Source organism: Sorangium sp. So ce117, assembly GCF_051524395.1.
In the GTDB taxonomy this organism is placed as follows: Bacteria; Myxococcota_A; Polyangia; order Polyangiales; family Polyangiaceae; genus Sorangium; species Sorangium cellulosum_B.
Genome location: NZ_CP150309.1, coordinates 1,558,968 through 1,570,507 on the forward strand (window position 1 = coordinate 1,558,968; position 11,540 = coordinate 1,570,507).

Here is an 11,540-nt window from a genome sequence, read left to right on the forward strand (position 1 = left end):
TGAGCGTCTGTTCAGCGTATCCAGCGCGATCCGCGAGCTACGTGAGCCCTGCGTGAACCGCCGGCTGGCCGTCCCCTCACCAGCCGATTGGCATTCTATGCGAAAAGAGCACAGCTATCAAGAGCGAAGCGCGCCGCTTACAGATCGTGGGCGACCGGCCGCGGATCGGCCGCGGTCGAGCGATCGGAGGAGCGAATGGCGACAGCGACGGCCACCGGGCGCACCGCGCCCGTCAACGACATCGAGATGTACTACGAGCTCCGCGGCGAAGGGCCGCCGCTCGTGCTGCTCCACGGCTTCACCGGAGCGGGCGGGGACTGGGCTCACGTATTCGACCTCGCGGAGCTCGGGTGTGGACACACGGTCATCACCCCCGACCTGCGCGGCCACGGCCGCTCGACCAACCCGGCGGGCTCGCTGACGATCCGTCAGTGCGCCTCCGACGTGTTCGCCCTGCTCGACCACCTGGAGGTGAAGGCGTTCCGGGCCATCGGCCTCAGCTTCGGCGCCAAGTGCCTCCTGCACCTGGCCACGCAGCAGCCGGACCGCGTCGAGTCGATGGTCCTCGTGTCCGCGACACCGTACTTCCCCGAGCAGGCCAGGGCGATCATGCGCCTCGTCTCCGACGAGGGCCGCTCCGAGGAGGAGTGGCGGGACATGAGGAGCCGCCACGAGCTCGGCGACGCGCAGATCCGAGCGCTGTGGAATCAGCCGCGCCGCTTCGCGGCCAGCCACGACGACATGAGCTTCACGCCCCCCCACCTGTCGACCATCACGGCGCGCACGATGATCGTGAGCGGCGACCGCGATCCGCTCTACCCGGCCGAGATCGCCCTGGAGATGTACCGCGCCATCCCGCGCTCCTGCCTGTGGATCCTGCCGAACGGCGGACACGGCCCCATCTTCGGCGAGTGGAGGGAGCCGTTCGCCCGCGCGGCGCTCGCGTTCCTGCGCGATGATCCGGGCGAGCTGCAAATGATCCGGCCATAACGAGGGAGACGCACGGCGCGCGGCGTCACTGCGCGCCCTCGGCGCGCTCCTCCACCGGCGCTTGCGCGCCGAGCTTCGGAAGCCGGACGCTCAGCGTCTTCATCTCTCCCGGCTCCACGTTGACCATCAGCGTCTTGGAGGCATGCCCAGAGGCGGACAGCACGAGGCGGTGTCCCTCGCCCACCGTGAGCCCCTCGATCCTGGTGCGATTGCCCTTCCAGAGCTTCCCGTCGACGACGACGTTGGCCGGCGGATCGACCCAGAGCACCACCGTCGCCGTGAGCCTGTCCAGCTCGGCCACGATCTCCTTGAAGCGCGCCTCGTCGCTCAGCTTCACGGCCGTGCGGTACGGCTTGTATCCGTCTCTCGTGAGCTTGATGTGGAGCTCACGCCCGAGCGGGAGCCCGTGAAGCTTGGCCGGCGTGGCGACGGGGTGACGCTCGCCGTTCACCCATAACGTGCAGCCCTCGGGCTTGCTCGTGATCTCCAGCGATCCCTTCGCCTCGACCGGCGCGGGCGGCTCCTGACGGCTCGCCTGGGCGTCGTGGACCATCGTCATGAACTCGGCGTGCCGCTCCGAGAGCTGCCCCTGCATGTAGAGGAACCCAGGCACGAGCGCGAGCGCGCTGGCGGCCGGGATGAACGCCGCAACACCTCCCTTGCCCGCGAGCGGCGGCGGGCTGCTCAGGGTCGCCGGGCTCGTGCTCGTCGGGACGCCGCTCTGGGAGACTGTCGCGCCGCCGCTCATCTCCAGCGACCAGCGCTGCTGCTGCGCCGCGATCACGTCGATGAGCTGCCTGACGCCGAGGAGCGCCTCCTTGTGGCGAGCGAGCTTGTCCCGGAAGAGCGACTCCATCCATGCCGTGAGGCCCATCGGCGAGGCGGGGATGCGCTCGTCACGGATGAGCTCCTCGATCGCGGCGTGCATCTCGCGGGCAGACTGGTAACGATCCTCGCGCCGCTTCTCGAGCGCGCGCAGGACGATCTTCTCCAGCCCCTTCGGGTAGCCGGGCTTGATCGCGCTCGGGAGGGGGTACTCCGAGCCGTGGATCTGGAGGAGCGTCCGCATCTGGGTACCGCCCTTGAACAGGCGTCTGCCCGTCGTCATCTCGAACAGGACCACGCCGGCGGCGAAGATGTCCGCGCGATGGTCGATGCGATCCCCCGCCACGTGCTCCGGGGCCATGTAGGCGAACTTGCCCATCAGCACGTTCTCTCTCTGCTCTTCGACGTCGCCTAGCTCGCTCCGCGCGATGCCGAAGTCGACGATCTTCACGTCGCCCGTGTAACTCACGACCACATTGCGCGGCGAGATGTCCCTGTGGACGATGCCGAGCGGCGTACCGTCGAGGCCGCGCTTGTCGTGGATGTACGCGAGCCCCGCGCAGACGCCGAGGATGATGCTGAGCGCGTGCTCGAGCGGGATCCCCGCCGGATCGCGCTCCGCCGCCTCGCGCACGATCGAGCCGACGTCCTCGCCGTGGATGTGCTCCATCGCGATGAAATACGTCCTGTCCACCTGCCCGGCGTCGAACGTCTGGACGATGTTGGGATGCGAGAGCGTCGCCGCGATGCGCGCTTCGTGGAGCAGCATGTCGATGAGCGACGGATCCTGGTTCATCGAGGGCAGGATGCGCTTGATCACCACGAGCTTCTCGAAGCCGAAGGACGAGCGATGCAGCGCGAGGAAGATCTCCGCCATGCCCCCCGCCGAGAGCTTCGACAGGAGCGTGTATTTGCCGAACTGTTTCGGCAAGAGCTCAGGTGCGTTTCCGGCCGCGCTCGGCGGCGCGCCGCCCGCGGCCAACGCGGTACGCTCTTGCATGAGACATTCTCCTGGTTCCAGTGGACGCTGCTGCAAGGCCAGCGCAAAGGGGCCTCACGAGGAGCGCTCTCATGCGAGTCTTATCATGGAGCGGTCATGAAATGTCAGCTTATTTGAGCGCGTCTGCCTGAAACGGCGGAGCGCGGGGCAGCGCGCGCAAAGCACTCTTCGGAAACATGAGCGATACACGTTCGTTCCGATGCTCGGGTAGTGTCTCCCTCCTCGCCCATGGAGAGAGAACAATGGCGCAGGTTTCCTCTGAGCTCCTGGCACCGACCCGCCGGTTGACGCGCCTGTACGTCAGCGCGCTCGGCGCCGTGGCGCTCCTGTCGGTCGTGGCGCAGCTCCTCGTGCAGCACGCGTTGAACCAGCAGACGAGCGACGCGCACGTCGTCAACGTGGCCGGGCGCCAGCGAATGCTCAGCCAGCGGCTCAGCAAGGCCGCGCTCACGTTCCAGGTGACGACCGACCCCGCCGAGCGCAAGGGCCGCGCCGACGAGCTGGCGCAGGTGATGGCGCTCTGGGAGCGGTCGCATCGCGCGCTCCAGCACGGCGATCCGGCGATGGGCTTGCCGGGGAAGAACACGCCGGAGGTGACCCGCATGTTCCAGGCGATCGAGCCGCTGCACCAGAGCATGCTCCGGGACGGGAAGGATCTGCTCGCCGCGGTCGGCGCCGGCGGGGAAAAGCCGGTGGAGGCGGCCGCCATCCAGCCGATCGTCGGCGCGATCCTCGCCGCGGAGCCGGGCTTCCTGAGCGGGATGGACCGGGTCGTCTCGCAGTATGCTCAGGAGGCGACCGCGCGGATCGAGCGGCTCCGCCTCGTCGAGCTGATCCTGCTGTGTGTGACCCTGGGGGTCCTCTTCCTCGAAGGGCTCTATATCTTCCGCCCGGCGGTGCGCGAGATCCGGAAGACGATCAGCCACCTCGTCCAGGCCAGGGGGCACCTCGACAACACGGTCCAGGCGCTCCGGGCGATCGCTGGTATCGGACAGCCGTGACGCACATCGGCTCTCCGTGACCGCCTGTCCGACCCCCACCGCCGCCGAGCGGCGATCAGAGGGCGAAGGGGGCGGTCACAGCCAGCCGCAGCCGCCGTCGAAGTCGAGGGGGGGCGTGGGCTCCGTGGACGACTGCGATGCACGACAGGCGTCCTCGATGTTCTGTCGCAACATCAGCATCAGGTTGTTGTCGTCCTGGATGTCGGTGTCCGAGTACTTCCCGAGCCACGCCCCGATCGGCGGCTTCATCATCTCGATGACCCCGAGCGAGCGCCGGCAGTCGCCCGCCTGGTAGAAGTCGAGCGCGCCGCGCAGCGCCAGGTACATGTTGAGCATCATGTACGGCTTGCCCGAGCCGCCGTCGGAGATGTTCCACCACCTCGAGTCGGGGTTCTGCCCGGGAGGCAGCGCGTTGAGCAGCGTGGTGTCGACGTCCTGCGCGGCTCCGTCCTTCGCCGAGGTCCAGCCTGCCGTCACCTGGAAGGCGGCCTTGTCCGGCCCGATGTCGTCGGCGAGGGACGCGTCGGCGAGGAGCTCCACGAACAGACCACCACCGCCGCCGCGGCGGCTGCCGCCCACGTCGGTCGCGCCGTCGCGCTGGCCGATGAACAGCGCCGGCATCTCCAGGGCCGCCCCCGCGGCGCTGGCGGTCGCCCGCTTCGTCCCGTAGATGCGCCCCACCTTGTAGCCGGCGGACGGGGTCACCTCCAGGCTGAAGTCCGTTGCCAGCGGGAAGAGCGTGGTCTTCCCCTCCTCCGAGAGCAAACCGCCGAGGTCGCCCGGGCTCAGCGCGTAGGCGTACGTGCCCGCGCCCATCGAGCCCAGCGCCGACGGGATCTTCACAAGGAAGCTCTCGCCCACGCCGATCACGCCGAACGCCGTGCCGTTCTCCACCAGCGCCTCGCCCAGACCGAGGATGCGGTCGGGGTCGGTGATACCGCTGGTCGCGTGCCCGCTCGTCAGCAGGAGCACGCGGTGCGCGCCCTCGAAGCCGGCCGCGTCGCCCTCCTCGAACGCGTTCTCGGCGGCGGCGATCCCCTCGTAGAGGCCGACGAGCTCGCCGGCGCCGTCGCCGAGGCGCTCGTCGGCGACGAGGCGCGTGAGCTCCGCGGACCCCGGCGCTGCGAGGAAGGCGCGGCGCTCGACCCTCTCGCCATAGCGGATGACGCTGACGCGGTCCTCGGGACGGAGGCTTTCGAGCAGCCCTCCCATCCCCGCGTCCAGCGCGCTCTCATCGATCTCGGCGAAGCGGCTGTTCTCGACGGCGATCGCCAGGTGAACCGGCGGCCTGTCCAGCGTCGAAGGGGCGACCCCGGTGTTCATCGCGACGAAGGCCATTGTCCAGTTCCCCCCGTTGAAGCGCGGCGCCACAGCGAGGAACGGGTGAACGCAGACGTCCTTGCCGCAGTCGGCGTCGGGCAGGTCGATCGCGTGCTCGGCGAAGAACCCGACCGGATCCAGCGTGTCGAGCGTGGGCACCTTCCCCGCCTTCACGATCGCGCGGAACTGGGAGATGTCCTGCGCCCCGCCCTGGGCCACGTTGACCGAGCCTGCGGGGACGCCGCTGCCCTCGCCGACGTTGTCGGTGCCGCAACCGACGGCGGCGGCGCAGAGACCGAGTGAGACCAGCTTCATCTTCGACGACATATGGCTTCTCCTCATTCGTAAGCAATCAACAGGTCCGCGGACGCCGTGGGCGTCTGGTAGCCCGCGTCGCACTCGTCACGCCCGGCGAGCACGCGCTCGGCGCGGCCGACCCGCACGCGGAAGTTGGGCCCTTCGAGGGCGTCTCCGGGGCTCAGCAGGGTCTTCTCGCCGCCGCTCTGCACCGCCACGACCGCGTCGGTGACGTAGGCTCCGCAGCTCAGCCGGTCGCCCTCGCACGCGGTCGCCTCGATCGAGGCAGCGAGGCCATCGAGCTGGAGCTCGACGACGTTGGGATAGACCTCGAGCCGCTTCGCCGAGTCGATGGCCGAGACCTCGAGGTGGTCGCCCTCGTCGGACCATTGCACCGTTTCTCCCGCCGAGAACGGGAAGTCTTCGATCGGAATGCACAGGTAGTGAGTCAGAGAGGTGAAGCTCGGGTCCGGCTCGCCGCCGGTGCCCATTCCACCTTCGCCGCCGGTGCCCATTCCACCCTCGCCGCCAGCGCCACCGACGTCGGCTCCGCCAGCACCCGCGCCGCCAGCGCCACTGCCGCCGGCGCCGCCGGCACCCGCGCCGCCAGCACCCGCGCCGCCGGCACCACCGACGTCGGCTCCGCCAGCACCCGCGCCGCCAGCACCCGCGCCGCCTGCGCCGCCCGCGTCATCGCCGGGACCGAGGCGCCGGTAGTTCATGGTCAATTCGATGCAGCCGTCCGACAGTGCATCGATGTGCGCGATCTCGCCGACCACCTGCTTCGACCAGGGGCCGGCCCACTGGAAGGACGATTGAGGCACGCCAGCGCACGCCGAGGGGGCGACGCTCGTCTGCAGCGCGCCCGTCTTCACCTGTCCGGGCGCCACCATCGTGTCCGGCTTCAGCGCGACGCGCCCCGCCACCGTCTCCGCGTCCTTCCAGAAATCGCTGTCGTCGTTCACCTTCTGCGGAATCATGACGGTTTGCAGATCGGACCACCATGCCATCACAGGCCGCAGTCCATCCGTCTCGAGAAGCACCACCTCGCAACGCCCTTCCGAGGTCGGCGCCGTCTCCTCGAAGTTGCCTGCGGCGCGGTGGGCCTCGGTCCGGTTGAGCGGGAGCGTGTCCTGCGGGTCCAGCCGGTACGTGATCCCGAGGTTGAACGCGCTCGGCCCGAACATGCGTGTCGGATCGCCGGAGGTGACGGCGGAGCAATCGAGCGACGCGTCCACCCAGCGCACGCGAACGTCCACGGTCCCGGGGGTGGCATTGATGAGATAGGCGTCCGTGAAATAACCCTCGGGTGCGGGGGTGCCGGTCGCGACGCAGGCGACGGCGGACGCCCCCAGGATCGCGCGCTCGAGCACCCAGGCGGTGCGTGAGCCTTCCTCGGCGCTCCGGGCCGAGAGCTCCCGGCTGGAAGGCGCGCGCGCCGAGAGGCGCCATGCCGGGACGAGGACCACGAGCGCGGCCAGGTCCGTCGGATCTTGCCAGATTCGCCACGTGATCCCCGCGAGCCCCACGAGCCCCACGAGGAACTGCGCGGCAGCGGCCGAGAGCTTGATCGCCGCGAACGGCGCGACCACGGCCGCGAACGCCAGCGCTCGCCCGCGCGAGGTGCGCGCGTCCACGAGCGCCGCTGCGAGGACGGGGGCGACCACGAGGCCGGCGAGGTCGCTGAGCTTGCCGGTGAGGGCGCCTGGCAAGAGCCCGGCGCCTTTCAGGAGGTGGTCGTTGACCACCAGGAGCGCCAGGGCGCCAAGGAAGAGGGGGTGGCGGAGGACCGCGAATCGAGACGACACAGATTGTCGTGACCGCGACACCAACGTCAGAGCCTCTGCGGGGCGGCCGGCGTTTCGCCGTGATGAGTTCAGCATCGCCGCGAGCCGATAGCAGCGCGCGTGCCAGTCGGACGCGCTTTGCTCGCCGAGGTTGCTCCGGACCCGGCGTGCTACAGCTCGCCCTCGCCCTCGCGCCTCTGCGAGCCGGCGTCTCTCCTGTCCGGCTCGTCCCGGCTTTTTTCGGAGCTCTGCGCGCGCGATGCGATCCTATCTTTTACCGTCCACCTTCTCTTTTCTCGCGTCCCTCTCCGGGTGTGGCCCTGTCGACAGTGAGCCGTCGATCCCCGGAGAAGCCAGCGATTGTCCCACGCTGTTCGGCGAGGACTTCACCGAGACCCGCGCCGTCGACATCGGCGACGCGTCGTCCGGGACGTTCGTGCCCTACGCCGACGGCGCCAGCGTGCGACTGATCCTCGGCAATCAAGGCTCGATGATGATCACGCCCTGGGTCCAGGTGGAGGCTCTGCCCGGCGACGCGGAGGAGACGTGCCATGTGGTGCGCCTCGCGAACGAGTTCGAGGGCCCGCTCGCCAGCGATCCCGAGGGGATCGCCGCCGCGCAGTTCAACATCCAGTTCATCAAGACCGGCTCTTTCCTGGTCTCGGACGGCGCGCTCTACCACCCTTTCGCGTGGGACCGCGAGACCCTCGAAGGTGAGAAGCTCGGGCTCACGGTGACCGTGCGCGGCGATGGATACGAGGGCACGAAGAGCGTGAGCATCGCGCTGGAGTGAAGAACCCTGCCCATCCAGCCGCTGCTCACATCGAGCATGCGATGGCAGGTCCGGTCCAGCGCGACAGGTGAGCGGCGCTACCGCGCGGCGCACCGGGGCGCGACGTAGCGGCCGTTCGGGTCCTCGTCGACGAACACGGGACCCACGTCGGAGAGCTCGAAGCTGACCGATCTCGGGTCGATCGCCGTGATGGTGAGCCTGCCGAAGCCCGTGTTGCCGCCGCCGCTGACGGCCCCCGTGCTGCTGCAGTCCGCGCGAGAGGACGTCCCGAAGATCGTGAGATCCCCGCTCGCCGTGTCCACCTCGCCCACGGCGAGCATCGACTCGGGCATGGTGAGCTCGAGGTCCCACCAGTCGCTGCAGGGATCGTACGTGGGGTTCGCGTCGGGATCGCTGCAGGACAGGGCCAGGGTGGCGATACGGAAGGTCACGGTCGAGTCGCCGAAGACGATCGCGCTCACCGCGCGCCCACCGCCGCCTGGGGTCGTCGGCGACGGCGCGACCGAGCTCGTCGTCGAGATCGGGCCATCCGGGCCATCCGGGCTGCCCTGGCCGCTCGTGTTGCCCTGGCCGCTCGTGCTGCCCTGGCCGCTCGTGCTGCCCGCGCCGCCGGCCCCGTCTCCTCCGCCGTCCATGATCACCGCGCCGCCGCACGCGCTTTGGACGAGCAGCGCGAGCGAGCCTACCGCCATTGAGATACATCGAGGTGAGCGCTTCATCGTCGCATCGTATCGCCCTCCGGCCGCGATCGCAGACGAGGGCACGCCTCCGTCGATGGACCGGCCGGGGGGCACCTGTGCTACCGTCGACCACAGCAGGCTCGGATGGCGGCGCGCCCCGTGGCCGGGCGTGAAGCACGGAGCTCCCATGAAGCCACCTGTCGTCGAAGGAGACGTCATCGCCGGCAAGTACCGGGTCGATCGCGTCGTGGGCCGAGGCGGCATGGGCATCGTGGTCGCGGCGAGCCACCTGTTCCTCCCGCAGCGTGTCGCGATCAAGCTCCTTCTCAGCACGGAGAGCCCGGCGCTCGTGCAGCGGTTTCTCCGCGAGGCGCGCGCGGTGGTCCGCCTCAAGGGCGAGCACGTCGTGCGGGTGTTCGACGTCGGCGAGCTCGGCTCGGGCATCCCGTACATCGTGATGGAGTACCTGGAGGGCGAAGATCTCTCCGATGTGCTCCGCGCCCGCGGCACGCTCAGCGTCGTGGACGCGGCCGACTACGTCCTGCAGGCCTGCCTGGCGATGGCCGAGGCGCACGCCGCGGGCATCGTGCACCGCGATCTCAAGCCGGCGAACCTCTTCCTCTCGACGACGCCCGGCGGGGCGACGCTGATCAAGGTCCTCGACTTCGGGATCTCGAAGGAGGTGCCGGGCAGCACCGAGGGCGTCGGCGTGTCGTTGACGCAGACGCGGGAGATGCTCGGCTCGCCCAATTACATGTCCCCGGAGCAGATGCGGTCGTCGCGCTCGGTCGACGCCCGCTCCGACGTGTGGGCGCTCGGCGCGCTGCTCTACCGCCTCCTGGTAGGGCAGCCGCCGTTCGATGCCCCGGCGCTCGCCGAGCTCGTGCTGCAGGTCGCGAGCGCCGAGCCGATCCCGCCCACCGCGCTCAGGAGCGACATCCCACCGGGGCTCGAGGCCGCGATCCTCCATTGCCTCCAGAAGGATCCGGCCCGGCGGCCGCAGACCGTGGCCGACCTGGCGCGCGCGCTGGTGCCCTTCGCGACGGCGGGCGGGCAGGAGCGGGCGGAGCGCGCCGCGCGGATCCTCGGGGCGGCGGCGCCGCCGACCGGTTCGGTGCCGCCGCCGCGGCTCGTGACGGCCAGCGGTCCTCCGAGTGCCCCGTCCGGCGCGATGGCGAGCCTCCTTCCCACGACGCAGGGGTTCACGCGAACGTCCGCGCGGCCCGGGTCGCGCAGGATCCTCGGGGCGGCGCTCGGGGCGGTCGTGATCGCCGTGCTCGCGCTCGCCCTCTGGGGCGCGGTCGCGTTGCCCGGCAGAGCGCCGGAGGCGGCGGCGCTGCAGGCCGCGGCGGCCTCGCGGGACGACACGGCGCCGCGGCGCGCGCGGCAGGACACCGCGGCGCGCGGCGCGGACCCGCTGATCGCGCCCGAGCCGCCGCCCGCGGTCCGTGACGCCTTGCCGCCGCAGCAGCCGCCGGTCTCCCCGGTCGTCGCGCCGGCCAACGACGCGGCGCCCTCCGGGGCGGCCCTCGAGGGCCGGCGCGCGCCCCCGGCCACGAGCGCGTCGGCGACGCCGAAGGCGCCGTCTGCGCCCGGAGGGACGAATCCCTTGGAACCACCGCTCAGATGAGACAGGAATCACCGGCCTCCGACCCGCTGCGCCCCGCATTCCATCCGGATGCAGGCGAGGCGCCGATGCGTTCGCGCCGCCCGGCGACGGGGCTCGCGCCAGCGGTCGCCATCGTGGTGTTGACCACGGCCGGCGGCGCGGCCGCGCAGCGACCCCAGCCCGCCCCTGCGGCGGCTCCTACGCCGGTCCCTTCCGTGCCGGCGGCTCCTGCCCCCGCCGCTCCCGTGCGGGCCGCCCCCGCGCCGGGCGAGGCTGCTTCTGCGCCCGCCCGCGAGCGGCTGAGCGGTGAGGCCAGGGCCGATTACGAGTCCGGCAAGGCGCTCTTTCGGAACGGCGACTTCGCCAGCGCCTTCCTCAAGTTCCAGAGCGCCTACGAGAGCTCGAAGGACGCGCGCCTCCTCTGGAACATGATCGCCTGCACCTCCAAGATGCACCGGTACAGCCAGCTCCTTGCGCTGGTGGAGAGGTTGAAGCAGGAGGACCGCGGCGTCCTGCTCCCGGAGGACTGGGCGACGATCGCCGAGGTCGAGCGGAACGCCAGCGCCCTCGTCGGTCACCTGGACATCGCCGTGAGCGAGCGGGACGCGGAGGTGACGATCGACGGCGAGCCGATCGGGAAGACGCCGCTCCCGGGCAAGGTGATCGTCGACGCCGGCACGAGGCGAATCCGTGTCTTCAAGCCGGGGTTCAAGGAGCACCTCCGCGTGGAGAGCGTGTCCCCTGGCGCGCAGCTGGCGCTCGACGTCCGGCTGGCGCGGCCGATGAACGGCGGCAGGCTCTCCATCGTTGCCTCTCCGGGCGATCGCCTCGCGCTCGACGGCGAGTTCCTGGGCGAAGGGCAGTGGGAGGGCATCGTGCCGAGCGGCCGTCACGTGGTGAGGGTGACGGCGCCGGGAAAGGTGCCCTACCAGGCCCAGATACGGATTCAGGACGAGGCGCTGAGCAGCGTCCGCGTCGGCCTGGTGCCGGCCGAGAAGAGCGGCGGGACGCCGTCGTGGGTATGGATCGCCGGCGCCGGGGCGGTCGTCGCGGCGGCCTTGTCGGCCGGCCTCCTCCTCTTGCACGACCCCTATCCCGCGCAGGTGGGGGCGGGCCAGGGAGCCGGCAGCGAGGGCCGCCCGACCGGATTCGGTGGCCGGTTCTGAGGGGGCCGCCGCGGTCCACGGCGGCGCTCGCTCACGAACCTGGGTTTCGCGCCGGCGAGCGCGGCCGGCAGG

Annotated in this window: 9 protein-coding genes; 5 read left to right on the top strand and 4 right to left on the bottom strand. The window is 70.6% G+C overall.

The window, feature by feature from the left end; genetic code table 11:
* Window positions 1-195: 195 nt before the first annotated feature.
* Window positions 196-990: an alpha/beta fold hydrolase gene (locus tag WMF46_RS05775; RefSeq protein WP_437984673.1), complete on the top strand. Its 795-nt coding sequence runs from the start codon at window positions 196-198 to the stop codon at window positions 988-990.
* A gap of 25 nt (window positions 991-1,015) precedes the next feature.
* Here the strand turns inward: WMF46_RS05775 and WMF46_RS05780 are convergent, their stop codons facing one another.
* Window positions 1,016-2,815 (bottom strand): serine/threonine protein kinase, encoded by a 1,800-nt coding sequence (locus WMF46_RS05780; protein WP_437984674.1) that lies wholly within the window; start codon window positions 2,813-2,815, stop codon window positions 1,016-1,018.
* Window positions 2,816-3,057: 242 nt separating this feature from the next.
* On the opposite strand from WMF46_RS05780, the gene WMF46_RS05785 reads away from it, so the two are divergent.
* Entirely contained in the window at window positions 3,058-3,816 is a 759-nt protein-coding gene (locus tag WMF46_RS05785) for a type IV pili methyl-accepting chemotaxis transducer N-terminal domain-containing protein (protein WP_437984675.1), read from the top strand.
* 75 nt (window positions 3,817-3,891) lie between these two features.
* Here WMF46_RS05785 and WMF46_RS05790 read toward each other — a convergent pair whose 3' ends face one another.
* Complete coding sequence (locus tag WMF46_RS05790; RefSeq protein WP_437984676.1) at window positions 3,892-5,463, bottom strand: hypothetical protein; 1,572 nt, start codon at window positions 5,461-5,463, stop codon at window positions 3,892-3,894.
* A gap of 11 nt (window positions 5,464-5,474) precedes the next feature.
* Window positions 5,475-7,241 (bottom strand): hypothetical protein, encoded by a 1,767-nt coding sequence (locus WMF46_RS05795; RefSeq protein WP_437984677.1) that lies wholly within the window; start codon window positions 7,239-7,241, stop codon window positions 5,475-5,477.
* A 238-nt stretch (window positions 7,242-7,479) separates the two neighbouring features.
* Here WMF46_RS05795 and WMF46_RS05800 point away from each other — a divergent pair, with 238 nt between their 5' ends.
* On the top strand, window positions 7,480-8,013 hold the full coding sequence (locus WMF46_RS05800) for a hypothetical protein (protein WP_437984678.1): 534 nt from the start codon (window positions 7,480-7,482) through the stop codon (window positions 8,011-8,013).
* A gap of 77 nt (window positions 8,014-8,090) precedes the next feature.
* Here the strand turns inward: WMF46_RS05800 and WMF46_RS05805 are convergent, their stop codons facing one another.
* Window positions 8,091-8,705, bottom strand: a complete 615-nt coding sequence (locus tag WMF46_RS05805) for a hypothetical protein (protein ID WP_437984679.1) — start codon at window positions 8,703-8,705, stop codon at window positions 8,091-8,093.
* A 175-nt stretch (window positions 8,706-8,880) separates the two neighbouring features.
* Between WMF46_RS05805 and WMF46_RS05810 the strand changes: the two genes are divergently transcribed.
* Complete coding sequence (locus WMF46_RS05810; RefSeq protein WP_437984680.1) at window positions 8,881-10,323, top strand: protein kinase domain-containing protein; 1,443 nt, start codon at window positions 8,881-8,883, stop codon at window positions 10,321-10,323.
* Between the two features lie 65 nt (window positions 10,324-10,388).
* Window positions 10,389-11,468, top strand: coding sequence for a PEGA domain-containing protein (locus WMF46_RS05815; RefSeq protein ID WP_437984681.1), 1,080 nt, complete (start codon window positions 10,389-10,391; stop codon window positions 11,466-11,468).
* Window positions 11,469-11,540: the final 72 nt, after the last annotated feature.

Excerpts from the sequence above, each read along its gene's own strand:
- WMF46_RS05785 (WP_437984675.1), top strand. The coding sequence starts at position 3,058 with ATGGCGCAGGTTTCCTCTGAGCTCCTGGCACCGACCCGCCGGTTGACG.
- WMF46_RS05805 (WP_437984679.1), bottom strand. The coding sequence starts at position 8,705 with ATGGCGGTAGGCTCGCTCGCGCTGCTCGTCCAAAGCGCGTGCGGCGGC.
- WMF46_RS05815 (WP_437984681.1), top strand. The coding sequence starts at position 10,389 with ATGCGTTCGCGCCGCCCGGCGACGGGGCTCGCGCCAGCGGTCGCCATC.
- WMF46_RS05790 (WP_437984676.1), bottom strand. The coding sequence starts at position 5,463 with ATGTCGTCGAAGATGAAGCTGGTCTCACTCGGTCTCTGCGCCGCCGCC.
- WMF46_RS05780 (WP_437984674.1), bottom strand. The coding sequence starts at position 2,815 with ATGCAAGAGCGTACCGCGTTGGCCGCGGGCGGCGCGCCGCCGAGCGCG.
- WMF46_RS05775 (WP_437984673.1), top strand. The coding sequence starts at position 196 with ATGGCGACAGCGACGGCCACCGGGCGCACCGCGCCCGTCAACGACATC.
- WMF46_RS05800 (WP_437984678.1), top strand. The coding sequence starts at position 7,480 with ATGCGATCCTATCTTTTACCGTCCACCTTCTCTTTTCTCGCGTCCCTC.
- WMF46_RS05810 (WP_437984680.1), top strand. The coding sequence starts at position 8,881 with ATGAAGCCACCTGTCGTCGAAGGAGACGTCATCGCCGGCAAGTACCGG.